Annotated in this window: 19 protein-coding genes and 2 riboswitches; of the genes, 11 read left to right on the forward strand and 8 right to left on the reverse strand. The window is 67.4% G+C overall.

All coding sequences use genetic code 11. From position 1 onward, the window contains the following. Positions 1-54: 54 nt before the first annotated feature. Together metG and CAL12_RS02600 are read right to left on the reverse strand one after the other, a co-directional pair. Positions 55-2,232, reverse strand: a complete 2,178-nt coding sequence (metG, locus tag CAL12_RS02595) for a methionine--tRNA ligase (protein ID WP_086063057.1) — start codon at positions 2,230-2,232, stop codon at positions 55-57. Between the two features lie 100 nt (positions 2,233-2,332). After that, positions 2,333-2,593 (reverse strand): hypothetical protein, encoded by a 261-nt coding sequence (locus CAL12_RS02600; RefSeq protein WP_086063058.1) that lies wholly within the window; start codon positions 2,591-2,593, stop codon positions 2,333-2,335. Positions 2,594-2,748: 155 nt separating this feature from the next. Between CAL12_RS02600 and apbC the strand changes: the two genes are divergently transcribed. From apbC to dcd, 4 genes are all read left to right on the forward strand, one after another. Continuing rightward, positions 2,749-3,834, forward strand: coding sequence for an iron-sulfur cluster carrier protein ApbC (gene apbC, locus CAL12_RS02605; protein WP_086063059.1), 1,086 nt, complete (start codon positions 2,749-2,751; stop codon positions 3,832-3,834). A 3-nt stretch (positions 3,835-3,837) separates the two neighbouring features. Continuing rightward, entirely contained in the window at positions 3,838-5,700 is a 1,863-nt protein-coding gene (locus tag CAL12_RS02610) for an autotransporter assembly complex protein TamA (RefSeq protein WP_086063060.1), read from the forward strand. After that, positions 5,697-9,344, forward strand: coding sequence for a translocation/assembly module TamB domain-containing protein (locus CAL12_RS02615; RefSeq protein WP_086063061.1), 3,648 nt, complete (start codon positions 5,697-5,699; stop codon positions 9,342-9,344). Before CAL12_RS02610 ends, CAL12_RS02615 begins: the two co-directional genes overlap by 4 nt. Positions 9,345-9,410: 66 nt before the next feature. Further along, entirely contained in the window at positions 9,411-9,974 is a 564-nt protein-coding gene (gene dcd, locus CAL12_RS02620) for a dCTP deaminase (RefSeq protein ID WP_086063062.1), read from the forward strand. Between the two features lie 13 nt (positions 9,975-9,987). On the opposite strand, the gene CAL12_RS02625 is transcribed toward dcd, so the two are convergent. Continuing rightward, positions 9,988-10,995: a TRAP transporter substrate-binding protein gene (locus CAL12_RS02625; RefSeq protein ID WP_086063063.1), complete on the reverse strand. Its 1,008-nt coding sequence runs from the start codon at positions 10,993-10,995 to the stop codon at positions 9,988-9,990. A 182-nt stretch (positions 10,996-11,177) separates the two neighbouring features. Next, the gene (locus CAL12_RS02630) at positions 11,178-11,642 is read right to left on the reverse strand and encodes a GNAT family N-acetyltransferase (protein ID WP_232464678.1); all 465 of its coding nucleotides are present in this window, start codon (positions 11,640-11,642) and stop codon (positions 11,178-11,180) included. Positions 11,643-11,818: 176 nt separating this feature from the next. Here CAL12_RS02630 and CAL12_RS02635 point away from each other — a divergent pair, with 176 nt between their 5' ends. From CAL12_RS02635 to gcvP, 6 genes are all read left to right on the forward strand, one after another. Then, positions 11,819-14,089: an arginine/lysine/ornithine decarboxylase gene (locus tag CAL12_RS02635; RefSeq protein ID WP_086063064.1), complete on the forward strand. Its 2,271-nt coding sequence runs from the start codon at positions 11,819-11,821 to the stop codon at positions 14,087-14,089. Positions 14,090-14,099: 10 nt separating this feature from the next. Continuing rightward, positions 14,100-15,296, forward strand: coding sequence for an NAD(P)/FAD-dependent oxidoreductase (locus tag CAL12_RS02640; RefSeq protein WP_086063065.1), 1,197 nt, complete (start codon positions 14,100-14,102; stop codon positions 15,294-15,296). A gap of 93 nt (positions 15,297-15,389) precedes the next feature. Continuing rightward, the gene (locus tag CAL12_RS02645; protein ID WP_086063066.1) at positions 15,390-16,280 is read left to right on the forward strand and encodes a ZIP family metal transporter; all 891 of its coding nucleotides are present in this window, start codon (positions 15,390-15,392) and stop codon (positions 16,278-16,280) included. Positions 16,281-16,303: 23 nt separating this feature from the next. Next, positions 16,304-16,400: riboswitch (glycine riboswitch) on the forward strand. 34 nt (positions 16,401-16,434) lie between these two features. Beyond that, positions 16,435-16,555, forward strand: a riboswitch (glycine riboswitch). A 41-nt stretch (positions 16,556-16,596) separates the two neighbouring features. Beyond that, entirely contained in the window at positions 16,597-17,700 is a 1,104-nt protein-coding gene (gene gcvT / locus CAL12_RS02650; protein ID WP_086063067.1) for a glycine cleavage system aminomethyltransferase GcvT, read from the forward strand. A 99-nt stretch (positions 17,701-17,799) separates the two neighbouring features. Continuing rightward, positions 17,800-18,168 carry a glycine cleavage system protein GcvH gene (gene gcvH / locus CAL12_RS02655; protein ID WP_086063068.1) on the forward strand — a complete coding sequence of 123 codons (369 nt, stop codon included), beginning with the start codon at positions 17,800-17,802 and terminating at the stop codon, positions 18,166-18,168. Positions 18,169-18,189: 21 nt separating this feature from the next. After that, on the forward strand, positions 18,190-21,063 hold the full coding sequence (gene gcvP / locus CAL12_RS02660; RefSeq protein ID WP_086063069.1) for an aminomethyl-transferring glycine dehydrogenase: 2,874 nt from the start codon (positions 18,190-18,192) through the stop codon (positions 21,061-21,063). Positions 21,064-21,142: 79 nt separating this feature from the next. On the opposite strand, the gene CAL12_RS02665 is transcribed toward gcvP, so the two are convergent. Beyond that, on the reverse strand, positions 21,143-22,636 hold the full coding sequence (locus CAL12_RS02665) for a CoA-acylating methylmalonate-semialdehyde dehydrogenase (protein WP_086063070.1): 1,494 nt from the start codon (positions 22,634-22,636) through the stop codon (positions 21,143-21,145). A gap of 2 nt (positions 22,637-22,638) precedes the next feature. Further along, positions 22,639-23,964, reverse strand: coding sequence for an aspartate aminotransferase family protein (locus tag CAL12_RS02670; RefSeq protein WP_198298359.1), 1,326 nt, complete (start codon positions 23,962-23,964; stop codon positions 22,639-22,641). A 190-nt stretch (positions 23,965-24,154) separates the two neighbouring features. Between CAL12_RS02670 and CAL12_RS02675 the strand changes: the two genes are divergently transcribed. After that, positions 24,155-25,669, forward strand: a complete 1,515-nt coding sequence (locus CAL12_RS02675) for an aminotransferase-like domain-containing protein (RefSeq protein WP_086063071.1) — start codon at positions 24,155-24,157, stop codon at positions 25,667-25,669. Here CAL12_RS02675 and CAL12_RS02680 read toward each other — a convergent pair. Together CAL12_RS02680 and CAL12_RS02685 are read right to left on the reverse strand one after the other, a co-directional pair. Then, a complete protein-coding gene (locus CAL12_RS02680) occupies positions 25,639-26,154 on the reverse strand; it encodes a dihydrofolate reductase (protein ID WP_086063072.1) in 516 nt (171 codons plus the stop codon). The genes CAL12_RS02675 and CAL12_RS02680 overlap by 31 nt on opposite strands. Further along, on the reverse strand, positions 26,151-26,945 hold the full coding sequence (locus CAL12_RS02685) for a thymidylate synthase (RefSeq protein ID WP_086063073.1): 795 nt from the start codon (positions 26,943-26,945) through the stop codon (positions 26,151-26,153). Before CAL12_RS02685 ends, CAL12_RS02680 begins: the two co-directional genes overlap by 4 nt. Positions 26,946-26,955: the final 10 nt, after the last annotated feature.

Consider the following 26,955-nt stretch of genomic DNA (forward strand, 5'->3'; position numbering starts at 1 on the left):
GCGGGCCGAGCCGCGCGGCGCTCAGCTGACGCCCATGCCTAGCCGCGCGGTGTTTTAGCTGACGCGCATGCCAGGCTGTGCGCCCGAGCCCGGCTCCAGTACGTAGATCCCCGGATGGGCCGATTCATCGGCGTGGCTGGCGGCCAGCACCATGCCTTCCGAGACGCCGAACTTCATTTTGCGCGGCGCCAGGTTGGCGACCATCACGGTCAGCTTGCCGATCAGGTCCTGCGGCCGGTAGGCCGACTTGATGCCGGAAAACACATTGCGATGGCGGCCTTCGCCGACGTCCAGCGTCAGGCGCAGCAGCTTGCTGGAGCCTTCGACTTCTTCGCAGTTCACGATACGCGCGACGCGCAGGTCGATCTTGGCGAAGTCGTCGATGGTGATCGTGTCGGCAATCGCCTCGCCGCCTGGGGCGGGGCCGTCGCCTGCCGGCTGCCCGCCGGCTTGGCCCGCGCCGCCTTCCGTGGCGGCAGGCTTCGCGGCGGCCTTGGCTGACGGTTTGGCGCCGCCCTGCGCCGCGGCGTTCGCACCGGCTTCCGCCGGGGCATCCACCAGGGCGTCCAGCATGGCGGGGTCGACGCGCTGCATCAAGTGCTTGAACGGGGCGATGCCCAGCGGCAGCATGGCCGCGTCCTGCCAGACGAAGGCCGCCGGCTGGCCAAACAGTTCGCGCGCGACACGGTCGGCCAGCGCCGGCAGCACCGGCGCGAGCATCACCGACAGCGCCTTGAAGCCGGCCAGTGCGCGCGAGCAGATGTCCTGCAGCGTGGCCTTCTGTTCATCGCTGGCGGTGGCGATGCCCTTGGCCATGACCCAGGGCTGGGCGGCATCGAAGGCCTGGTTGATGCGATCCGCGTACGCCATGATGTCGCGGATGGCGCGCCCGTATTCCCGGGCTTCCAGCGCGGCCTGCACGGCGGCCGCCTGCTCCGCGACTTCGGCGGACAGCGCCTGCGTATCGCCCTGGTAGGCCAGCGCGCCGTTGAAGTGCCGCGTAATGAAATTCGCCGCACGGCTGGCGATGTTCACGTACTTGCCTATCAGGTCGCTGTTGACCCGGGCGATGAAGTCTTCCGCGGTGAAATCGACGTCTTCCACCTTGGCGTTCAGTTTGGCCGCGATGTAGTAGCGCAGCCATTCCGGATCCATGCCCACGTCCAGATAGCGCAGCGGCGAAATGCCGGTGCCGCGGCTCTTGGACATCTTCTCGCCGCTGACGGTGATGAATCCATGCACGTTCAAGGCGTCGGGGGTCTTGCGGCCGGCGAACTTCAGCATCGCGGGCCAGAACAGGGCGTGGAAGTAGATGATGTCCTTGCCGATGAAGTGCACCTGCTCGGTCGGGCCGGCCGGGTCCAGCAGCGCGTCGAAATCAAGGCCCTGCTTGTCGCAGTAGGCCTTGAGCGACGCCAGGTAGCCGACGGGGGCGTCCAGCCAGACGTAAAAGTACTTGCCCGGCGCATCCGGGATTTCGATGCCGAAATAGGGGGCTTCGCGCGAAATGTCCCAGTCGCCCAGCTTGGCTTCGGCGTCATCGGCGCCCAGCCACTCGCGCGTCTTGGCCAGCACTTCGGGTTGCAGGTGGCGCGTGCCGGCGGCGTTGCCGCCGGCCGTCCAGTCGCGCAGGAAGGCGACACAGCGCGGATCCGACAGCTTGAAGAAGAAATGCTCCGAGCTCTTCAGGACCGGGGTGGCCTTGGTCAGCGTCGAATAGGGATTGATCAGTTCGGTGGGCGCGTAGACGGCTCCGCAGACCTCGCAGGAATCGCCATACTGGTCCTTGGAATGGCAGACCGGGCACTCGCCCTTGATATAGCGGTCCGCCAGGAACATGCCCTTGACCGGATCGTAGAACTGCTCGATGGTGCGGGTCTCGATCAGGCCCTGGGCCTTGAGGGCGCGGTAGATTTCCTGCGACAGCGCGACGTTTTCCGGCGAGTCCGTGGAATGCCAGTGATCGAAGCGGATGTGGAAGCCGTTCAGGTAGCGTGGCCGCTCGGCGGCGTAGCGGGCGACCAGGTCGCGTGGCGTAATGCCTTCGCTCTCGGCCTTCAGCATGATGGGCGCGCCGTGGGCGTCATCGGCCCCGACGAAGTGCACCGTATGCCCGGCCATGCGCATGGTCCTCACCCAGATATCGGCCTGGATGTATTCCATGATGTGGCCAATGTGGAAAGAGCCATTGGCGTAGGGCAGGGCGGTGGTGACGAACAGGGTGCGTGACATAACCGAGGGGCGAAGTGGGAAACCGGACCCGGCATTTTAGAGCCAGTTCCGGCGGTCGCCCCGCGGGATGCGTTTACCCGGGTAGTGCGCCGCGTGGCGCCTAGCGGACTTCGCGCACTTCGACGTCGATGACGTCGGGGCGTACGCCCTGGAAAGGGCCGGCGGCGGGGCCGCGGGATGCGTTGCGCTGATGCCAGTAGGCCTTTACGCCGAACGGACGGCCACGGACCTTGGCGATCACATACAGGATGCCGACCGCGATGGCGGTGGACACCATGAATACCAGGGCCATGACGCCGCCGATAAGGGCAAGCACCGTGAAGGCGAGGGCGCGCAGGAAGCGTGTAAGAGCGTTGTCCATGCTAGAAATGACGCTTGGGGCGCCGAAAAGTTCCTGCGGATTCCGCTATCCTTGCAACAATGCAGGAGCGATGAAAGCCGCACGGTGCTGAGAAAACAGGCTGCGACCGGGGCAGGCTCGCCAAAACCTGGCCATGCCTGTGGGAATATAGTGACATGAGTTTGACGATCCAACAAATAAAGGCGGTCCTGGAAGGTGTAACGGACCCGCTGACCGGCGCCAGTATCGGTAAATATGTAAAAGACCGCGACATCCATTTGGATGCCCATCCTTTGACCGTGGCCATCGAGCTGGGCTACCCGGCGCGCACCCAGCAGCAGGCCTTGCGGCAGGCGGCGATCGATGCGCTGGCCGCGGGCGGCGCGCCCGGGGCCCAGGTATCGGTCACGTGGAAAATCGCCGCGCATGCGGTGCAGCGCGGGCTCAAGCCCCTGCCCAACGTCGCCAACATCATCGCGGTGGCATCCGGCAAGGGCGGCGTGGGCAAGAGCACCACCGCCGTCAACCTGGCGCTGGCCCTGGCGGCCGAAGGCGCGCAGGTGGGGGTATTGGACGCGGACATCTACGGTCCCAGCGTGCCTACCATGCTGGGCATTTCCGGACGGCCGGTCAGCCATGACAACAAGTCCATGGAGCCCTTGCAGGGCCACGGGCTGCAGGCGAACTCCATCGGTTTCCTGATCGACGCCGATTCGCCCGCCATCTGGCGCGGTCCCATGGTCACCCAGGCGCTGGAACAGCTGCTGCGCCAGACCAACTGGCGCGCGCTCGATTACCTGATCGTCGATATGCCCCCGGGCACCGGCGACATCGCCCTGACCCTGGCGCAGAAGGTGCCGGTGGTGGGCGCCGTGATCGTCACCACGCCGCAGGACATCGCATTGCTGGACGCGCGCAAGGGCCTGCGCATGTTCGAGAAGGTCGAAGTGCCCATCCTGGGCGTGGTCGAAAACATGTCCATGCACATCTGCAGCAATTGCGGCCATGCCGAAGCCATCTTCGGCGCGGGCGGCGGCAAGCGCATGGCGGAGCAGTACAACGCCAGGTGGCTGGGCGGCCTGCCGCTGACCATGAACATCCGCGAGCAGACGGACGCGGGCAACCCCACGGTGGTGGCCGATCCCGCCAGCGAGGCCGCGGGCCTGTATCGCGACATCGCCCGCCGCGTCGCCGTGGCGGTGGCGGAGCTGCCACGCGACATGGCGGGCAAGTTCCCGAATGTCGTCGTCCAGCAACCCTGACGCATGCGATGGCTTGCGGGCATACTGCTTTGCGCCCTGCTGGCGTGGTCAGCAACCGCTTACGCCAAGCCTGAAGTCGTCATCGAGCCGGGCGCGGTCGACCCGGCATCGGTCAAGGCGGTCCGCGACGCCGTCGAGGTCATCGCCAGGCTGGCGTCGGACCAGGACGGCGGCGAGGCCGACCGCCTGCGCCGCCGCGCGCGCGACGCGGCCATGGCGGCATTGGCGACCCAAGGCTATTTCCAGGCCCAGGTCACGCTGAAGACCGGTAGCGACACGCCCGGCGGCGCGGTCAACGGCGGTACCTGGAATATCGCCATCGACGCCGGCGTCCGGGCCAAAGTCGTCGCCGTCGATCTGTCCTTTACCGGCCGCATCACCCAACCGCGCTATGCCGGCCGTATCGCGGTGCTGCGCAAGAACTGGTCGTTGCCAGCGGGACGCCCCTTCGTCAATGAAGACTGGAACAAGGCCAAGTCCGGCCTGCTGAATGATGTCAGCGATCACGATTTCCTGCTGGCGCGCATCGCCGCGTCGTCGGCGGACGTGCAGCCGGAACAGGGCGAGGTGCGGCTGAAGGTCGTCATCGACAGCGGTCCGGCGGTGCGCATGGGCATGCTGGAAATCCAGGGGCTGGAGCGCGTGCCGGCGTCGCTGGTGCGACGCTACGTGCGCTACACGCAGGGTGAAGCCTACGATCAGGACAAACTGAACAACTGGCAGCAGGCTTTGCAGGGGACGTCTTTTTTTCGCGGCGCCTTCGTGTCGATGGTGCGGCCGGACGGCACGCGCGAGACGCCGCCGGAGCAGACGCCCGCCAGGTCCACGCCGCAGGGCGACCCCAGCGTGGCGGCGGGCAGCCAGCCTGCCAAGGCGATGGACAGCGACAGCGAGATCACGCTGCCGGTGCAGGTGCGGGTGGTCGAGGCCCCGCCCAAGCGTTTTTCCGCGTCGCTGGGCGTGGACAGCGACGTCGGCGTGGGCGTGGAGGCCCTGTACCGCCAGCAGGTGGTGTTCGGCCAGCCGCTGACCATGGAATCCGGCTTTGGCGTGAACCGCCTGCGCCAGCGCGTCTACACCGACTTCTATCTGCCGCCGGATGGCAGCGGCAACAAGGACAGCATAGGCGTGCTGGCCGAGCATTCCGATATCCAGGGACAGGAAGTGACACGCTTCGCCCTGGGGGCGACGCGGCTGCAGGAGCGGCACGGTTCCGGCAACGTGGACTACGAAACCCGCTGGGGCCTGCTGGCGGCGCACGACAGCGTGCGGATCGAAGGGGCCAGCGATTATGACCTGCCCAGCCTGACCGGCACCGTCGAGTGGCTGCGGCGCGACGTCGACAACAAATACGATCCGCGTGACGGCAATCTGGTGTCGCTGGGTGGCGGCCTGGGCGTCACGCTGGACACCGGCCGGCCCTACAGCCGCGCCAGGGCGCGCGCGCAGCGCTGGTGGCCGGTAGGCGAACGTGATGTGTTCACGGTGCGCGGCGAAATCGGCAAGGTATGGTCGGACAGCACGCGCGTTCCGCCGGACTTCGGTTTCCGTACGGGCGGCGCGCGCAGCATCCGGGGCTATCCCTATCTGAGCATAGGCGCCGACCGCGGCGACGCGGTGGTGGACGCGCCCACCTTGCTGGTGGGCAGCGTCGAATACGACCATTATTTCGATGAACGCTGGGGCGTGGGCTTCTTCGTCGATGCGGGCGATGCGGCGCAGTCCTTCGGCGATATGCGCATGGCGGTCGGCTATGGCGTCGGCGCGCGGGTGCGCACGCCCGCCGGCCCGCTGTTCCTGGATGTCGCCTACGGCCAGCGCGATCACTCCCTGCGGCTGGCCTTTTCGCTGGGGATCGCATTTTGAAGATCCTGGTCCGGCTGCTGCGCAACGTGCTGGTATGGTGGGTGCCCACACTGCTGCTGTTCCTGTGCGCCGCGGTCGCGGCGGGCGTGTGGGTGGTGGGCAGCCAGGCCGGTGCGCAATGGCTGCTGCGTACCGCCTTGCCGTACGCGGGGGGGCAGGCGCAGGACGTCGGCGGTTCCGTGTGGCGCGGCCTGCGTATCGGCCATCTGGCCATCGCGACGGGGGGCGTGTCCGTGGATGCGCGCGACCTGTCGCTGCAGGTGGCATGGCCGGATCTGCTGCGGCGGCGGCTGCATGTCCACGAATTGTCCGCGGCCAGCCTGGCGGTGGATCTGGGACCGTCGGCCGCGGATGCGTCGGTCCCGGACGGCCAGGCGGAGCAGCCGATTTCGATTCCGCTGGATGTCGTGGTGGAGCGCCTGTTCGTGGGCGACTTCACGCTGCGGCAGGATGGCAAGCCCTTGCCGGTCGCCTTGAGCGGCTTGCAGGCGGCGCTGCGCGCGAATGCCGCTGGCGCGCATCTGCAGGTCGATAGCCTGCATGTGGGGCACGCGTTGGCGGACGCGGATATCCATGGCCAGGCGGATCTGCGGCAATTAGCCGCGCCCTGGCCGCTGTCCGCGCAACTGCACGTGGACGCCCGGGGACGCACGCCGGATTCGCCCGTGTGCGTGGGCCGGTACGTGGAGGACATCGCGCCGGCTGCATCGAAGCCCGCGGCGGCCACATCGACGCCGGCGGCATCCGCGACATCCGCGGGGACCGCGTCGGCGACCGCCGCGCCGGACCCTTGCCTGGTTCAGGCGGACATTGGCGTCGACGGTTCGTTGGACGGCATGTCGGCCACCGTCGCGGCCCAGGGCGCGGGCGCGGTGTTGTCCGCCAAGGCGCAACTGGTCCCGCGCGACGCGCTGCCCGTGCGCACCGCCGATGCATCGTTGCGGCTGCCGGACGGTACCTCGGCGGCGATCACCCTGACGGCGAACCCGGCCGGCGCCCCTGCCGGCGCCCCGATTGACGCCGCCGCGCAGGGCCTGCGCCTGCAGGGCACCATTGCCGCCGACCGGCTGGATCTCGCGCGCCTGTCCGGCAATGCCGTGCCGCCCGGCGTGCTGACCACCCAGGGCCGCTTCGACGCCCTGTTGACGGATGGCTACGTGTTGCGGGATGGACAGCTGGACCTGTCCATCGCCCAGGGCAGCCGCTGGAACAGGCAGCCGCTGCAGGGCACCGCGCGCGGCCGCCTGACGACGGCGGCCTACGCGCAGCCGACGGCCGACTGGACCACGGCCCTGGGGGACGTGCGCGTGCAAGGCCTGGCCGTGGATCTGCGCCTGGGCGCCAATCGGGTGCAGGCACGCGGCGATATCAATCCGGGCGCCGGCGCCATCACGATCGATGCGGCAGCGCCCGCGCTGGCGGCCTTCTGGCCCGGCCTGGAGGGCGCCGCCACGCTGCAAGCCAAACTGACCGGCACGCCGGCCCGTCACCGGCTGGAATTGCGCGGCGGCTATACGCCGGTGCGCTCGCGGCCCGGCATACTCGGCAGCGCGCCCATGCAGGCCAGCCTGGACGTCAGCGGCGGCTATGGCACCGGCTCCGGCACCGACGCGGCCGCGCGCGAACTGGGATGGCGCGGCACGGTTTCCCGCCTGACCTTCACCCATGCAGGCTTCGAAGTGGCTTCGCCCAAACCAGTGGCCGTGGCCTTCCTCCCGCATGCCAGCGCTCCATTGTGGCAGTGGCAGGCGGGACCGGGGCGTATCGACCTGCAGGTCCCGGGCGGCGACCGCTTCGTACTGGACCACGCCGGTTCGCGCGGCGGTCCCGGCCGTTGGGAAACCGCCGGCCGCGTGGACGATCTGGTGCTGACGCCCGCCATGATGCGCCGTATCCAGCGCGCGCTGGGAAAAGACGAGCCCGACCGCGATGCGCAGGGGCGGCCGCAACGGGTCAACGCCCGCGTACCCGCCAGCCAACGGCGCATCGCCCTGGATGTCTCCTGGGACCTGCGTTATTCGGGCGCCCTGACCGGCAAGGCCCGGGTGGCGCGCCGATCCGGCGACCTGTTGATACCGGGCGATCCGCCCATACCGCTCGGGCTGCGGGACCTGGTGCTGGACTTGAACGCCACGTCCGCCGGCGGACGCAGCAGCCGCGTCGACGCCAGTTTGCGGGTGGACACGGCGACCATGGGGACGCTGCGGGGCAGCGGCACCGCCATGCTGGCGGCGACGTCCGACGGCGGCATCGGCCTGGCGCCGCGCCAGCCGCTGCGCGCGTCGCTGGACGCCGACATCGCGGACCTCAAATGGGTCGAGCTGTTCACCGGCGACAGTACCGAGATCGGCGGTGCGGTGAAGGCCAACATACAGGTCCAGGGCATGCCGGGCGGCGCCTGGACGGCCAACGGTACGGTGCGAGGCCAGGGGCTGCGCTATGTGCGCATCGACGACGGGGTGCGTTTCATCGACGGCACGCTATCCGCGCGCTTGCAGGAGGACAGGCTGATCGTCGAGTCGCTGCGCTTTCCGGCGGTGCTGCGCGTGCTGCCCACCGAGGCGCGCACGCGTGCCTGGGTGACCCGCGATCCGGACGCGAAGAACGGCTACATCGATGCCAGCGGCAGCTGGCGGCTGGCCGATAACGGCGGAAAGGTGCACGTGGTCCTGCGCAGGTTCCCCGTCATACAGCGCGCGGACCGGTTCGCGATGATGTCCGGCACCATCGACATCGACGCGATGCTTCCGCGCCTGTCGATCCGCGGCGACGTGAAGGCGGACGCCGGCTGGGCCAGCATAGAAGTCCTGAGCGAGGTGCCCTCGCTGGATGGCGATGTCGTGGTCCACCGGCCGGGCACCGACGAACCCGCGCCTTCGACGCCGCTGCAGACCGATATGGACCTGAACGTGGACCTGGGCTCGCGCTTCTACCTGACGGGCATGGGCCTGGACGCCGCGCTGGGCGGCTCCATCCGCATCCGCTACATCGACAACCGGCTGTCGGGCACGGGCGCGCTGCGGACCCGCGCGGGCCGCATCGATGCCTACGGCCAGCGTTTGCAACTGAGGCGTGGGACGGTGACCTTCCAGGGCGCGCTGGACAATCCCTTGCTGGACATCGAGGCGCTGCGCACCGGCGAACAGGTCGAGGCGGGTGTGCGCGTCAGCGGCACCGCGCAGCGGCCGCGGATCGACCTGATCTCCTATCCCGATGTCAGCGACGAAGAAAAACTCTCCTGGCTGGTGCTCGGCCGCGCGCCGGACGCCAGCGGCAACGACACGGCGCTGCTGGTGTCGCTCGGCACGTCGCTGCTGGGCAATGGCGAACCCTTCTACAAGAAGTTCGGCCTGGACGACGTGACGGTGCGCAACGGGAACCTGGGCGGATCCAACAGCCTGCTGCCGGACCAGACCGTGGCGGGTAATGTGAACCAGGATGCCAGCCAGAGCCTGGCGACGCAGTTCGTCGTGGCCAGCAAGAACTTCGCGGACGGCGTCACCCTGAGCGTGGAGCAGGCCCTGGCGGGCTCGGAGACGGTGGGGCGGCTGAGCTATCGCCTGTCGCGGCGCTGGTCCTTGGACCTGAAAGGCGGGTCGGTCAACGGCCTGGAGCTGGTGTATCGGACTTTTCTGGGCGATTGAGCGGCCGGGCGGGCAGGGCGGCGGGGGCTAAAATACGCCCCACTTCAAATGCGAGGCTTTCTTTCCATGAGCATCAAGAGCGACCTGTGGATCCGGCGCGCCGCGGCCAACGGCATGATCGAACCCTTCGAGCCCGGCCAGGTGCGCGAGTCGAATGGGGGCCGCATCGTCAGCTACGGCACCAGCAGCTATGGCTACGACGTGCGCTGCGCCAGCGAATTCAAGATATTCACGAATATCAACTCGACCATCGTCGATCCCAAGAACTTCGACGAAAAATCCTTTGTCGATTTCACGGGCGACGTCTGCATCATCCCGCCGAATTCGTTCGCCCTGGCGCGTACCGTCGAATACTTCCGCATTCCACGCAATGTGTTGACGATATGCCTGGGCAAGAGCACCTACGCGCGTTGCGGCATCATCGTCAACGTGACGCCGCTCGAACCCGAATGGGAAGGCCACGTCACGCTGGAGTTCTCCAACACCACGCCGCTGCCCGCCAAGATCTACGCGGGCGAGGGCTGCGCCCAGATGCTGTTCCTGGAAAGCGACGAGGTCTGCGAAACCTCTTACCGCGATCGCGGCGGCAAGTACCAGGGCCAGCAAGGCGTCACGCTGCCCAAGACCTGACGGACAGGCCTGCTTACTTTGCCTTATACCGGTCCAGGATTGCCTTGCCATCCGCGCCGGTTTTGGCCTGCCATTCGGCCAGCGCGCCGGAAGCGGCTTTCCTGAGCGCCTCCTGCACCGGTGCGGGTACCCTGGAGTCTATGGTTACGCCGTTCTTGCGCATGTTGGCGCGGTTTTCCTCCAGGCGGCCTTCCATGCGCTTCCATTGCTCGGCTTCGGTCGCGGCCGCCGCCTCGTCCACTGCCTTGCGGTCCTTGGCGTCCAGCGCCCGATAAGCGTCCAGGTTCATGGTCGCGATCGACAGCGGCATGGCGTAGTTCACTTCCGTGAAATAGGTCAGGTACTGCCACAGCTTGCGGCCGGCGCCGCCGTCGCCGGAAGACAGCACGGCGTTTACCTCGCCGGACGCCAGGCGCGGCATGGCGTCGGCGAACGATATGTTGGACGCCTTGGCGCCGGCCCGCGTCATCGTGGCCTGCGAAACGTCGTCGTAGGTGCGGATGGAGAGCGCCTGCAGGTCCGCCACCGTCTTGATCGGGCCCTTGGACCAGATGCCGGACGGCGGCCACGGGGTGGTGTAAAGCAGTTTCTGTCCGTGCGCGGCCAGGAATCGCTCATAGACGGGCCGCGCCGCGTTGCGCAAAGCGCGGGCCTTGCCCAGGGAGTCGGCCAGGAAGGGCAGCGACGAAACGCCGAAGATCGGATATTTATTGGCCAATCCACCGGCGAACGCGTCCGCCGCGTCGACCTTGCGCGCCTGGACGGCGTCGACCATGTCCGCGGATTTGTATCCCTTGGACGCATCGAAGCTCGTGTCGATGACGATGTTCCCGTGGGACTTTTCCTTGACCTGCGCGGCGAAGGTCGACACGCCGAGTCCGGGCATGGAGCTGGCCGGATATTCCGTGGTCATTTGCAGCGTCGTGGCGGCCTGCGCCGACACCGTGGCCAGCAAGGCCGCGGCCAGCAGGCCGGCAAGGTGGGAAAAACGAACGGCGGAAGGCCGTGTAAGTGCGGGCATGTTGATTCCCTTGAAGTTGCAATGGAAGCCGCGTGCACAGAATTGTGGGTGCCGCGGCGCAGCCGTAGCCTGCCACGCCTTCGGCGTAAACGGACTTCGGCCTTACCCTAGGACGGGCCGGCAGCCGCAGCCTCAGGCCTGGCCCGAGCCTGGGTCGTAGCTGTAGGCCGTCCGGGGCGGCGTCAGGCGCCGCGCGCCTGTGGCGCCCGTTCGTAGTAGATGTCCCAGGTATCCTGGCTCGTTTCCACGAAGCCATGCCGCTGGTAGAAACGGTTCGATGCGCTGTCGCGCAATGCGCCGACCCGCACGGGCAGCCCGAGCGCATCGGCCCGTTCGAACACCCGCCGCAGTACCGTGGCGCCGATGCCCGCGCCCTGATGGCCCGGCACGATGTATAGATGATCCAGCTTGAGCGCCCCGTCTTCGGGCCGCAGCGTATAGAAGCCTATCCGGTGGCCGTCCCGCAGGATGGTCACCGTGTCGTGCGGCGCGTACGTCGCCCGCAGGCGCTGCCGCGCGCGGTCCGGATCGAAGCGCCCCACGCGCTCCAGGCTCTCGCGCATGGCGGCGATCCTCAGGTCCGCGAGCGCGTCGAAGTCGGCCTCGTCGACGGCGGCGAAGGTCAGGCGATCGGATGGTGGGTTCACGACTCGGGGCTCCAGGGACCGGCCCGGCAGGGCTGGCCCGATAACGGTGCTCAACTTTAACCCCCACGACCGGCGCGGGTACGCCGGATGCTCACCCGCGCGGCCGCAACGCCCCTGTCGCCTGTCCGCAGTACACTCGCGTCGGCTTTGGCCCTACCCCGCAGGAGTCCCCCCGCATGAAATTCCGCTTTCCCATTGTCATCATCGACGAAGACTACCGTTCCGAGAACGCCTCGGGGCTGGGCATACGCGCGCTCGCGGCGGCGATCGAGGCTGAGGGCGTTGAGGTGCTCGGCGTCACCAGCTATGGCGACCTGAGTTCCTTCGCGCAGCAGCAAAGCCGGGCCAGCGCCTTCATCCTGTCGATCGACGACGAGGAATTCGACGTCGATTCGCCCGAAGACGTGGCCAGCGCCATCAAGAACCTGCGGACGTTCATCGGCGAACTGCGCTTTCGCAATGCGGACATCCCGATCTACCTGTACGGCGAAACCCGCACCTCGCAGCACATCCCCAACGACATCCTGCGCGAGCTGCACGGCTTCATCCACATGTTCGAGGACACGCCGGAGTTCGTGGCCCGCCACATCATTCGCGAAGCCCGCGCCTACGTGGACAGCCTGCCGCCGCCGTTCTTCCGCGAACTGGTCAAGTACGCCCAGGACGGTTCGTATTCGTGGCACTGCCCCGGCCACTCCGGCGGCGTGGCATTCCTGAAGAGTCCGGTAGGCCAGATGTTCCACCAGTTCTTCGGCGAAAACATGCTGCGCGCCGACGTCTGCAACGCCGTCGACGAGCTGGGCCAGCTGCTGGACCACACCGGCCCCGTCGCCGAGTCGGAACTGAACGCCGCCCGCATCTTCCACGCCGACCACTGCTACTTCGTCACCAACGGCACGTCGACTTCCAACAAGGTCGTGTGGCACGCCAACGTCGCCGCCGGCGACGTCGTGGTGGTCGACCGCAACTGCCACAAGTCCATCCTGCACGCCATCACGATGACCGGCGCGATCCCCGTATTCCTGCGGCCGACGCGCAACCACCTGGGCATCATCGGGCCGATACCCATCGAGGAATTCGAACCCGAGAACATCATGAAGAAGATCGAGGCCAATCCTTTCGCCCGCGAAGCGAAGGACAAAAAGCCCCGCATCCTGACGCTGACCCAGAGCACCTACGACGGCGTGATCTACAACGTCGAAATGATCAAGGAAAAGCTGGGCGACTACGTCGATACGCTGCACTTCGACGAGGCCTGGCTGCCGCACGCGGCTTTCCACGAGTTCTACCAGGACATGCATGCGATCGGGCAAGGGCGCCCGCGCAGCGAATCCGCGATGGTGTTCGCCACGCACTCCACGCACAAGCTGCTGGCCGGCATTTCGCAGGCCTCGCAGATCATCGTGCAGGAATCGAAGACCCGCAAGCTGGATCGCAATATCTTCAACGAAGCTTATCTGATGCACACGTCCACGTCGCCGCAGTACGCGATCATCGCGTCCTGCGACGTGGCCGCGGCGATGATGGAGCCGCCCGGCGGCACCGCGCTGGTCGAGGAAAGCATCCGCGAGGCCATGGATTTCCGCCGCGCCATGCGCAAGGTGGAATCCGAGTTCGGCCGCAACGACTGGTGGTTCAAGGTGTGGGGTCCCAACCGCCTGGTGGCCGACGGCATCGGCAACCGCGATGAATGGCTGCTGGAATCCGGCGACCACTGGCATGGCTTCGGCGATATCGCCGACGGCTTCAACATGCTGGATCCCATCAAGGCCACCATCATCACCCCGGGCCTGGATATTTCGGGCAGCTTCGGCGAAACCGGCATCCCGGCCGCGCTGGTCTCCAAGTACCTGACCGAGCACGGCGTGGTCGTGGAAAAGACCGGCCTGTATTCCTTCTTCATCCTGTTCACCATCGGCATCACCAAGGGCCGCTGGAACACGCTGCTGACGGCGCTGCAGCAGTTCAAGGACGACTACGACCGCAACCAGCCGATGTGGCGCATCCTGCCGGAGTTCTGCCGCGACCATCGGCAGTACGAACGCATCGGCCTGCGCGACCTCTGCCAGCAGATCCACCACGCCTATCGCGAAAGCGACGTCGCGCGCCTGACCACCGAGATGTACCTGAGCGACATGGTGCCGGCCCTCAAGCCCTCCGACGCCTTTGCCCGCATGGCGCATCGCCAGGTGGAGCGTGTCGCCATCGAGGATCTCGAAGGCCGCGTCACCGGCGTGCTGTTGACGCCTTACCCGCCGGGCATCCCGCTGCTGATTCCGGGCGAGCGCTTCAACCGGACCATCGTGCAGTACCTTCAGTTCGCGCGCAAATTCAACGAACGCTTCCCCGGCTTTGAAACCGATATCCACGGCCTGGCCGAGGACGTCGATGACAATGGCCAGGTACGCTACTACGTCGACTGCCTGAAGGAAGGCCAGGACCAGTAAGGCGCGCGGCATGTTCGACGTCGCCATCATCGGCGCCGGCGCGGCGGGCATGATGTGCGCCGCCGTGGCCGGCCAGCGCGGCCTGCGGGTCGTGCTGATCGACCACGCCGACCGGCTGGCGGAGAAAATCCGCATTTCCGGCGGCGGCCGCTGCAACTTCACCAACACCGGCACCGGGCCGGCGAATTTCCTGTCGGAGAACCCGCATTTCTGCCGTTCGGCGCTGGCCGGCTACGGACCGCGGGATTTCCTGGACCTGCTGCGCCGCCACCGCGTGTCCTGGCACGAGAAGCACCGCGGCCAGCTGTTTTGCGACGATTCCAGCGAGTCCATCATCGACGTGCTGCGCGCCGAGTGCGACGCCGGCCAGGTGCAGTGGCGCATGCCGTGCACGGTGGCGGAGATCGCCCGCGCGGCGGATGCCGGCTTCGAATTGCGCACCGCCGGCCACGGCCTGCTGCGCGCCGCCAGGGTGGTCCTGGCCACCGGCGGCATGGCGATCCCGCAGCTCGGCGCCACCGATTACGCCTTGAAGGTGGCGCGGCAGTTCGGCCTGAAGGTCGTCGAGCCGCGCCCCGCGCTGGTGCCGCTGACCTTCGACGCCGCGCTATGGTCGCCTTTCGCCGCCTTGTCCGGCGTCGCCCTGGAAGCCGACGTGCGCAGCGGGCAGGGCGAATTCCTTGAAGACATCCTGTTCACCCACCGTGGCCTGTCGGGTCCGGGCATCCTGCAGATCTCCAGCTACTGGAACCCCGGGGAAGCCATCACATTGGATCTGGCCAGCGGCCGCGACCTGGCGCGCGAACTGATCGAAGCCAAGTCCGGCGGGCGCCAGCAGCTCGGCACGGCGCTGTCGGCATTGTGGCCGCGCAGGCTGGCCGAGCAGTGGCTGCATGGGGTCGTGGACGCGCGTGGCCAGCCGCTGGCCGGCGCCCGGCTGGCGGATATTCCGGACAAGGCGCTGCGCGAACTGGCGCGGAACATCCATGCCTGGACCCTGGTGCCCACCGGCACCGCCGGTTATAAAAAGGCGGAAGTCATGCGCGGGGGCGTGGATACGCGCGGGCTGGACCAGAAGAGCATGCAGGCCCGCGCCGTGCCGGGGCTCTATTTCATCGGTGAGGCGGTGGATGTCACCGGCTGGCTGGGCGGCTACAACTTCCAGTGGGCCTGGGCCTCCGGCGTTGCCTGCGGCAGGGCGCTCTGACGCGCCGGCAGCGGCGCGATTTTTGCTCTCTTGCGCATCACGCGTGCGCCGTGCGGGTGAAAAGGACGCGCACCGACCGAAAAGGGACGCAACATGAATACGCACATACGTTCGCTGGCCGATGCCGGCGCCGGCAAGGCCTTGATGGTTGTCGTCCCCTTGCTTGCCGCGCTGGGCGCCTGGGGGATATGGCTGGCGCTGGAAGATAGCCATCCCCAGATCGCCGACGCCTGGCTGGGCGGCCTGATCGCCGCCGGCGCCACGGCCGCCGGCACGCTGCCGGTGATGTTCTCCCAGCGGCTGTCCGAACGGGTGCAGGACACGATGTTCGGTTTCGGCGCCGGCGTGATGCTGGCGGCAAGCGCATTTTCCCTTGTGGCGCCGGGCATCGAGGCCGCGCGCGAGCTCGGCGCCGGCCCGTGGGGCGCCGGCATGACCGTGGGCGCGGCCATCCTGCTGGGCGGGGCAGCCTTGCTTTGGCTGGAGCGCTGCGTACCGCATGAGCATTTCATCAAGGGCAAGGAAGGACATGACGCACGGATGCTCAAGCGCACCTGGCTGTTCATCTTCGCCGTCATGCTGCACAACCTGCCGGAAGGCCTGGCGATAGGCGTGGGATTCGGCGGGACCGATCCCATGCGCGCCGGCGCGCTGGCCACGGGCATCGCCATCCAGGACGTGCCGGAAGGCCTGGTCGTCGCCGTTGCCCTGCTGGCGGCGGGCTACGGGCGCACGTTTGCCGTGGTCCTGGGCATGGTGTCGGGCCTGATAGAACCGATAGGCGCGTTGGCCGGCGCCGCCGTGATGGCGTGGTCGACCGTGCTGCTGCCCTGGGGCCTGGGCTTCGCCGCCGGCGCGATGCTCTTCGTCATCAGCCACGAGATCATCCCCGAATCGCACCGCAAGGGGCACGAGGTCTTCGCCACCGGCGGGCTGATGCTGGGCTTCGTGCTGATGATGCTGCTGGACACCGCCCTGGCCTGAGTTGTATCCTTCGCCACGCTGTCACGCATCGTGCGGGAGAGAGCGGCACGCCCCGGCGCGCCGCCGCCGAAGGCGCAATTCGCCCGGAATCGCTCAGGCAACCCATACCGCAGCATGCCTTGCCCAGGCCGCGCCGCATCGGCGCCCCGGGTGAACACAGCGCTCTGGAGAGATCCGGCCACCCGTCGAGCGGTGCGCCCGGACGCCGAAGGTGCAAACCCGCCATTTTCCATATGCGCGGGGCAACTCTCAGGCAAAAGGACAGAGGGGCGGAAGCGTTTCAACCCGCCCACCGCTGCTGTCCGGAGCCTTTTCCATGTCGCATTCCCTGAAGAACACCCCCTTGGCGCAAGCCCATATCGATGCCGGCGCGCGCATGGTCGACTTCGGCGGGTGGAATATGCCGCTGGCTTATGGCTCGCAGCTGGAAGAGCACCACGCGGTCCGCCAGGACGCCGGCATGTTCGACGTTTCGCACATGCTCAACGTCGACGTCACGGGCGCCGACGCCATGGCCTTCCTGCGCCGCCTGATCGCCAACGACGTCGCCAGGCTGACGGCCACGCCCGGCAAGGCGCTGTACAGCTGCATGCTGAATCCGGAAGGCGGCGTCATCGACGACCTGATCGTGTATTTCTTCGCCGCCGACCGCTGGCGCGTCGTGGTCAATGCCGGCACCGCCGACAAGGACGTCGCCTGGATGCAACGCATCGCGATCGCCTCCCGCCTCGCCGTCTCGATCGCGCCGCGCCGGGATCTGTCCATGGTCGCCGTGCAGGGGCCGAATGCGCGCGCCAAGGTCTGGGCCGCGCGCCCGGCCTGGAAGGCCGATACGGAAGGGCTGACGCCTTTCACGGCCGCGCAATTCGGTACGGACACCCTGGTGGCGCGCACCGGTTATACCGGCGAGGACGGCTTCGAAATCGTGCTGCCCGCCACGGAAGTCGCTGCCTTGTGGCAGGACCTCGCGGCGCAGGGCGTGCGTCCCTGCGGCCTGGGCGCGCGCGACACGCTGCGGCTGGAGGCCGGCATGAACCTGTACGGCCAGGACATGGACGAAATGATCCAGCCCGCTCAGGCCGGGCTGACCTGGACCGTGTCCCTGAAGGATCCCGCCCGCGCCTTCATCGGCCGCGCGGCCATCGAGCAGTTCGGCACGCCGGCGGCCTTCCTGGGCCTGAAGCTGAACGAGCGCGGCGTCATGCGCGCCCACATGGCGGTGCGCACGGCCCACGGCGCCGGCGAAATCACCAGCGGCACGATGTCGCCCACGCTGGGCGTGTCGATCGCTTTCGCGCGCATGCCGCTGGACGTCAAGCCGGGCGATGCGGTCGAAGTGGACATCCGGGGCAAATGGGTGCCGGCCACCGTGTGCAAATTGCCATTCGTCCGCAACGGCAAAGCCGTCGAACAACCGTAAACTGGCGATGCCCATGCCGGCGCGTGCCGCATGGGCGGGGCGCGCATTACTTCTCCATCCATCCTCCATACGGTTTTTGAATTCTTAGGAGCTGCTTCCATGAGCCTGCCCACCGATCGCAAATACACCGAATCGCATGAATGGGTGAAAGCCGAAGGCGACGTGTTCGTCGTCGGCATCACCGACCAGGCCCAGGAACAACTGGGCGATCTCGTTTTCGTCGGCGACGTCAAGGTTGGCGCCAAGCTGGCCGCCGGCGATACGGCCGGCGTGGTGGAGTCGGTCAAGGCCGCGTCGGACATCTATGCGCCGGTCGCGGGCGAAATCGTCGCCTTCAACGACGCGCTGGAAGCCGATCCCGCGCAGATCAACGGCGGCGCCTATACCGCCTGGATTTTCAAGATCAAGCCGGACAATCCCGCCGATCTGGACAAGCTGCTGGACGCTTCCGGCTACGAAGCCCTGTAAGGCCACTTTTCAAGAGAAACCATGTCGCGCCCCCTCGACACGCATACCGATTTCATTCCCCGCCACATCGGGCCGTCCGACGCCGACCAGGCCGCCATGCTGCGCGCGCTGGGCGCGGACAGCCTGGAAGACCTGATCGGCCAGGTGGTGCCGCCGGCCATCCGCACCAAGGCGCCGCTGGCGCTGCCGCCGGCGCGCAGCGAACCGGACGTGCTGGCCGAGCTGCGCGACATCGCGCGCGGCAACCAGGTCTACCGCAGCTATATCGGGCAGGGTTATTACGGCACGCACACGCCCAACGTCATCCTGCGCAACATCCTCGAAAATCCCGCCTGGTACACGGCCTATACGCCTTACCAGCCGGAGATCTCGCAGGGCCGCCTGGAAGCCCTGCTCAACTACCAGACCATGGTCGCGGACCTGACCGGCCTGGACATCGCCAACGCATCGCTGCTGGACGAAGGCACGGCGGCGGCCGAGGCCATGACGCTGGCGCGCCGTGGCGCGAAGTCCTCCAGCAATGTGTTCTTCGTTTCGGGCCACTGCCATCCGCAGACCATCGAGGTCGTGCGCACCCGCGCCGAAGGCCTGGATATCGAGATCGTCGTCGGCGACGAAACCGCCGGCCTGCCGGATTGCTTCGGCGTGCTGCTCCAGTACCCGCGCAGCCTGGGTGGCGTGGACGACTACCGCGCCCTGGCCGAAACCGCGCACGCGCGCGGCGCCGTGGTGGCTTGCGCCACCGACCTGCTGGCGTTGGCCTTGCTGGCGCCGCCGGGTGCCTGGGGCGCCGACATCGCCGTGGGATCGGCGCAGCGTTTCGGCGTGCCCTTCGGTTTCGGCGGCCCGCACGCCGGCTTCATGGCCTGCAAGGACGCCTACAAGCGCAACATGCCGGGCCGCCTGGTCGGCGTTTCCAAGGACGCGCAGGGCAACCACGCGCTGCGCCTGGCGCTGCAGACGCGCGAGCAACATATCCGCCGTGAAAAGGCCACGTCCAACATCTGCACGGCGCAGGTGCTGCTGGCGGTGATGGCCGGCATGTATGCCGTCTGGCACGGTCCCGCCGGCATCCGTCGCATCGCCGAACGCGTCCAGCGCGCCACGGCCATCCTGCGCACGGCCCTCGACCAGCTTGGCGTCAAGGTCGTCAACGACACGTTCTTCGATACGCTGCAGGTGCGCACGGGATCCGCTACCGCGGCGGTCCTGGCGGCCGCCGACGCGGTGAGCATCAACCTGCGCGCGGTGGACGGCGAGCACGTGGCAGTGTCGCTGGACGAGACCGTCACCGACGCCGACCTGGCGCAACTGGCCGGCGTATTCGCCAGCGGATCGGGCAAGGCCGCCACCGCGATCGATATCGATGCGCTGGACCGGCGCGCAGCCGCCGGCATCCCGTCCGCCGTGGCGCGCCAGGGCGACATCCTGGCGCATCCGGTGTTCTCCAGCGTGCAATCGGAAACCGACATGCTGCGCTACCTGCGCAAGCTGGCGGACAAGGACCTGGCGCTCGACCGCAGCATGATCCCGCTGGGGTCGTGCACCATGAAACTGAACGCGACGGCCGAGATGATCCCCATCACCTGGCCGGAATTCGCGAACATGCATCCCTTCGCGCCCGCCGCGCAAACCGCCGGCTATCGCCAGTTGATCGACAGGCTGTCGGCCGCGCTGTGCGAAATCACCGGCTACGACGCCGTCAGCCTGCAGCCGAATTCCGGCGCCCAGGGCGAGTACGCCGGCCTGCTGGCGATCCGCGCGTACCACGAGGCGAATGGCCAGCACCAGCGCAACGTCTGCCTGATACCTTCGTCGGCGCACGGCACCAACCCCGCGTCGGCCCAGCTGGCCGGCATGCAGGTGGTGGTCGTGGCCTCCGATTCGAACGGCAACGTCGATGTCGCGGACCTGCGCGCCAAGGTGGCGCAGGTCGGCGATCGCCTGTCGGCGCTGATGATCACGTATCCTTCGACCCACGGCGTCTTCGAGGAAGCCGTGACGGAGATCTGCGACATCGTGCACCAGGCCGGCGGCCAGGTGTACATGGACGGCGCCAACATGAACGCGATGGTGGGGCTGGCCAAGCCGGGCAAGTTCGGCTCCGACGTGTCGCACCTGAACCTGCACAAGACCTTCTGCATTCCGCACGGCGGCGGCGGTCCCGGCGTGGGCCCCGTCGCGGTGCGCGGGCACCTGGCGCCCTACCTGCCCGGCGTGGTCGATGCGGCCGGCAGGCTGCCGGAAGGCGCCAAGGTCGGTCCGGTGTCGGCGGCGCCCTTCGGCTCGGCCGGCATCCTGCCGATTCCGTATATCTACATCGCGCTGATGGGCGCCGAAGGCCTGCTGCGGGCCACCGAAGTGGCCATCCTGAACGCCAACTACATCGCCCATCGCCTGCGCGAGCACTACCCCGTGCTGTATTGCGGCCGCAATGGCCGCGTCGCGCACGAATGCATACTCGATGTGCGGCCGCTGAAGGACAGCAGCGGCGTGTCGGCGGAAGACATCGCCAAGCGCCTGATCGACTACGGTTTCCATGCGCCCACCATGAGCTTCCCGGTGGCGGGCACGCTGATGGTGGAGCCCACGGAATCCGAAGGCCTGGCCGAACTGGATCGCTTCGTGGACGCCATGATCGCCATACGCCAGGAGATCGCGTTGATCGAACGTGGCGAGCGGGATCGGGACGACAACGTGCTGAAGAACGCTCCCCATACGGCGGCCACGCTGATGGCCGACGAATGGCATCACGACTACACGCGGCGCGAGGCTGCCTATCCGCTGGAGTCGCTGAAGGACGGCAAGTACTGGCCGCCGGTGGCGCGCGTGGACAACGCCTATGGCGATCGCAACCTGGTGTGCTCCTGCCTGCCCATCGAGGCGTACGCCTGATGCGCCTGATGCGCCTGATGCGCCTTGTCACCTGGCGCGTCTGATGTAAAAAAGCCCGGCGCTCGCGCGCCGGGCTTTTTTACTTCGCCACCGGCATCGTGAATTCCGCGCCCTTGGCGATGCTGTCCGGCCAGCGCTGCATCACGCTCTTGTAGCGCGTATAGAAGCGGACGCCTTCCTCGCCGTAGGCATGATGGTCGCCGAACAGCGACCGCTTCCAGCCGCCGAACGAATGCCAGGCCATCGGCACCGGAATCGGCACGTTGATGCCCACCATCCCCACCTGGATCTGCCGCGCGAAGGCCCGTGCCACGCCGCCATCGGACGTGAAGCAGGACACGCCGTTGCCGAACTCGTGTTCGTTGATCAGCTTCACGGCCGCCGCCAGGTCGGGCACGCGCACCACGCACAGCACCGGTCCGAAGATCTCTTCGCGGTAGATGTTCATCGACGGCTTGACGTGATCGAACAGCGTTCCGCCCAGGAAGAATCCCTTCTCGCTGCCCGGCACGGTAAGGTCGCGTCCGTCCACCACCATCTTGGCGCCGGCGGCGATGCCGTCTTCGATATAGCCACGCACCTTGTTGCGATGCTGCGCGGTCACCAGCGGGCCCATCTCGGCCTGCGGATCCATCCCGTCCAGCACCTTCAGGGCACGCACGCGCGGCGTCAGCCGTTCCACCAGCGTGTCGGCGATGTCGCCGACCGCCACGGCCACCGAAATGGCCATGCAGCGCTCGCCGGCCGAGCCGTAGGCCGCGCCCATCAGCGCGTCCGTGACCTGTTCCATGTCGGCGTCCGGCATGACCACCAGATGGTTCTTGGCGCCGCCCAGCGCCTGCACGCGCTTGCCGCGCGCCGTACCCTGGGCGTAGATGTACTGCGCGATCGGCGTCGAGCCGACGAAGGACAGGGCCTGCACGTCCGGATGGGCGATCAGCGCGTCCACGGCCTGCTTGTCGCCATGCACGACATTGAACACGCCGGGCGGCAGGCCTGCTTCCGTCAGCAGTTCGGCCAGGCGTACCGAAGCCGACGGGTCGCGTTCCGACGGCTTGAGCACGAAGGTGTTGCCGCAGGCGATCGCCACCGGGAACATCCAGGCCGGCACCATCATCGGGAAGTTGAACGGCGTAATGCCGGCCACCACGCCCAGGGACTGGCGCATGCTCCAGTTGTCGATGCCGCCGCCGATCTGTTCGGTGTACTGGCCCTTCAGCAGATGAGGAATGCCGCAGGCGAATTCGACGACTTCGATGCCGCGCATCACTTCGCCCTTGGCGTCCGAGAACACCTTGCCATGTTCGCGGGTGATGAGTTCGGCGAGCTCGTCCTGATGCTGGTCCAGCAGGGCCTTGAAATTGAACAGGATGCGCGCGCGCTTCAACGGCGCGGTTTCCGACCAGGCAGGGAAGGCCTCGCGCGCCGCCGTCACCGCCAGGTCCACGTCTTCCACGCTGGCCAACGGTACGCGGGCGGCGATTTCGCCACGGGCCGGATTGAACACGTCGCCGTTGCGGCCGCTGCGGCCGTCATAGTGCTGGCCGTTTATGTAATGCGGAATAGTGGTCATGGTCAGGCAATTTCCTTCAATACCGAGCCTATGGTCTGGAAGATTTGCTCGATCTGTTTTTCGTCGATGATCAGGGGCGGCGAGACCGCCAGGGTGTCGCCGGTATAGCGCACCATCAGGCCGGTGTCGAAGCAGCGCTGGAAGGCCTCGGCCGCGCGGGCGCCGGGCGCGCCGGCGCGCGGCGAAAGTTCGACGCCCGCCACCAGGCCGATGTTGCGCACGTCGATGACGTGCTGCGTGCCCTTCAATCCGTGCGCGGCCTTTTCGAAGGCGGGCGCCAATTCGCGGGCGCGGGCGAACAGATTGTCGCGGCGGTAGATGTCCAGGGTGGCCAGCACCGCGGCGCAGGCCATCGGATGCGCCGAGTAGGTGTAGCCGTGGAAGAACTCGATGCCGGCGGGTCCGCTTTCGACGATGGCGTCATGCACGTCGCGCCGGACCGCCACCGCGCCGCAGGGCACCGCGGCGTTGCTGATGCCCTTGGCCATGGTGATCAGGTCGGGGGTGACGCCGAAGAACTCGCTGGCGGTGGCGGCGCCCACGCGGCCGTAGCCGGTGATGACTTCGTCGAAAATCAGCAGGATGCCGTGTTTGCTGGTGATCTCCCGCAGCTTTTCCAGATAGCCCTTGGGCGGCACCAGCACGCCGGTGGATCCGGCCATCGGTTCGACGATGACGGCGGCGACGGTCGACGGATCATGCAGCGCCAGGATGCGTTCCAGCTCCTCGGCCAGATGCGCGCCCCAGTTGGGCTGGCCCTTGGAAAACGCGTTCTGCTCCAGGTTGTGCGTATGGGGCAGATGATCGATCGCGGGGAGCAGGGCGCCCGAGAAGATCTTGCGATTGGGAGAAATGCCGCCCACGGAAATCCCGCCGAAGCCCACGCCGTGATAGCCGCGCTCGCGGCCGATCAGGCGGGTGCGCTGGCCTTCGCCACGGGCGCGGTGGTAGGCCAGGGCGATCTTCAGCGCGGTGTCGACCGATTCCGAGCCGGAATTGGTGAAGAAGATACGGTCCAGGCCCTGCGGCATCAGCTCCGCCACGGCGGTGGCGGCCTGGAAGGCCAGGGGATGGCCCAGCTGGAAGCCGGGCGCGTAATCCATGATGCCCGCCTGGCGCGAGATCGCCTCGGTGATCTCTTCGCGGCAGTGGCCGGCGTTCACGCACCACAGTCCCGACGTGCCATCCAGGATCTGACGGCCGTCCAGCGAGGTGTAGTACATGCCCTTGGCCGATGCCAGCATGCGCGGATGGGCCTTGAACTGCCGATTGGCAGTGAAGGGCATCCAAAGATGGGACATATCGGTGGGCGTATGCGGCGCGTTCATGTGGGCTCCGGATTTGGATAGGTCGACGCCGGGTGGATGGCACGGGCCCTGGCATGGCCAAGGGCCGGCAATCCGGCGTCGTGGGAATCAGCTGGCATTCTCGGCTTGCCGATCCGCCCTGCAAATACACAATCCGTGTAAAAATGACCAGCCGTACAGGTGAATTCTGGACAACTGTACAGGCTTCTTCATGGCTGATCTTCCCTTCCTGGACTTCCGACCCCTGCGCGACCGCGCGCAAGCGCCCACCCTGGTGCAGCAACTGATCGACGCCGTCGTGCGCGCCATCGAAGCGCGCGCCCTGGCGCCCGGCATGTCGCTGCCTTCGGTGCGCGAATTCGCGCGCGCCTATGATGTCAGCACCTTTACGGTTGCCAGCGCCTATGGCCGCCTGGTCGCGCAGGGATGGCTGCAGGCGCGCCCGGGTTCCGGATACCGGGTCGCCGCGCGCGCGCCCGCGGTAGCGTCGGCGGCGGCGCCGGCGCCGCAGGCGTGGAAGCCGCCCACGCCCGGCGCCGAGTGGCTCTTGTCCGATGTGTTCGCCGACCATTCCATCCCGGTCAAGTCCGGCTGCGGCTGGCTGCCGGGCGAATGGCTGAATGAAGCCGGCCTGCATCTGGGGCTGCGTCACGTCGCGCGCGTCCCGGGAGGGCGCATCGCCGGCTATGGACACCCTTACGGTTATGTGCCGCTGCGCGAGGCGATCGCCACGCATGCCGCGTCCCTGGGCATGCCTGTCGATACCGGACAGGTGCTGCTGACCCAGGGCGTGACCCACGGCCTGGATCTCGCGATACGCACGCTGCTGCGACCGGGCGACGCGGTGGTCGTCGAGCAACCTTGTTATGCCAACCTGCTGGCGCTGCTCAGGCTGGCCGGCCTGCGCGCCGTGGCGGTGCCGCGCACGGTGGACGGCCTGGACATCGGCGAACTCGAGCGCGCGGCCCAGGCGCACCGCCCGCGCGCGATGATCGTCAATACCGTGCTGCAGAATCCCACCGGTACCAGCCTGACCATGGCCAATGCTTACCAGGTACTGCGCATCGCCGAGCAGCACGACTGCTGGGTCATCGAGGACGACATCTCGCGCGAGCTGGCGCCGGGCGTCGCGCCGGTGCTGGCCGCCCTGGACGGCCTGCGCCGGGTCATCTACCTGAGCGGCTATTCCAAGGTCATCAGTCCTTCCGTACGGGTGGGCTACGCGATCGCCCATCCCGATATCGTGCGCGACATGGCGCGCACGAAGATGGCGGTGGGACTGACATCGCCGGAAATCATGGAGCGCGTCGTGCACGAGGCCTTGCGCGACAGCCGCTATCGCGCGCACGTGGCCGGCCTGCGCGAGCGGCTGGCCCTGGCGCACGAGACCGTGGCGCGCCGCCTTGCGGAGCTCGGCATGACCGTGCACGCGGAGCCGCGCGCGGGACTGTTCCTATGGGCCCGCCTGCCCCACGGCGGCGAGCCGGGCGCCAACGCCCTGGCCCAACGGGCCTTGCGCGATGGCATCTGGCTGGCGCCTGGTTCCTATTTCGACGCCGAGCAGCGCGACATACCGTGGATCAGGCTGAACGTGGCCTATTCGGACGACGAAAGGCTGTGGCGCTTCCTGGACGCGCAGGTGCCGGGCAGTCCGGCGCGATACACGGCCGTTCAGGCCCCCGATCAGGCCCCTGATCAGGCCCGTTCATACACCACGAAATCGTAGGCATAGCCGTTTTCGGCCGGCTGGGCCTGGCGCGATACCTCGCGCCAGCGGAACGCGGGCAGGTGCGGAAACCAGGCGTCGCCGTCGATGTCGGCATGGATCTCGGTGGCGACGATGCGTTCCGCATGGTCCAGCACCGCGCCGAAGATCTGCGCCCCGCCGATGATGAAGACTTCATCCGTGTCGGCGGCCGCGCGCAGGGCAGCCTCGATATCGGGCACCACGATGGCGCCGTCGGCGGCATAGCCGGGCGTCCGGCTGATGACGATATTGCTGCGCCCCGGCAGGGGCCGCCCCAGGGATTCCCAGGTCTTGCGACCCATCACGATGGGGTGGCCCAGCGTCGTCCGCTTGAAATGCGCCAGGTCGCCCGGCAGCTTCCACGGCAGGCCGTTGTCGCGGCCGATCACTCGGTTGCGCGCATACGCCACCACCAGGGTCAGCCGGGGTCCGCTGCCCGCGGCACCCGCATCTGCCACGTTCATACCGCCACCGCCCCCTTGATATGCGGATGGCTCTGGTAGTCGACCACTTCCAGGTCTTCGTATTCGTACTCGAAGATCGACGCGGGCTTGCGCTTGATGTTCAGTCTGGGATACGGATACGGCTGTCGCGACAGCTGCAGTTCGACCTGCTCGAAATGATTGCTATAGATGTGGCAATCGCCGCCCGTCCAGATGAAATCGCCCACGTCCAGGTCGCATTGCTGAGCCACCAGGTGGGTGAGCAATGCATAGCTGGCGATATTGAACGGCACGCCCAGGAAAATGTCGGCGCTGCGTTGGTAGAGCTGGCAGGACAGCTTGCCGTCCGCCACGTAGAACTGGATCAGCGCGTGGCAGGGCGGCAGGGCCATGCGGGGAATGTCGGCGACGTTCCAGGCCGATACGATCAGGCGGCGCGAGTCCGGATTGCGGCGGATCTGATCCAGCAACTGCGAAATCTGGTCGATGTGCTTGCCGTCCGGCGTCGGCCAGGAACGCCATTGCACGCCGTAGACCGGCCCGAGATTGCCGTCCGCGTCCGCCCACTCGTCCCAGATCGTGACGCCGCGCTCCTGCAGCCAGCGCACGTTGCTGTCGCCGCGCAGGAACCACAGCAGCTCGATGAAGATGCTCTTGGTGTGCAGCTTCTTGGTCGTGATCAGCGGAAAACCCTGCGACAGGTCGAACCGCATCTGGTATCCGAACACCGAGCGCGTCCCCGTTCCGGTGCGGTCGGTCTTGGTGACGCCATGCTCATAGACATGGCGCATGAAGTCTTCGTATTGGCCCATGGCGTCCCGT

The sequence above is a fragment of the Bordetella genomosp. 8 genome, assembly GCF_002119685.1.
Lineage (GTDB): Bacteria > Pseudomonadota > Gammaproteobacteria > Burkholderiales > Burkholderiaceae_B > Bordetella_C.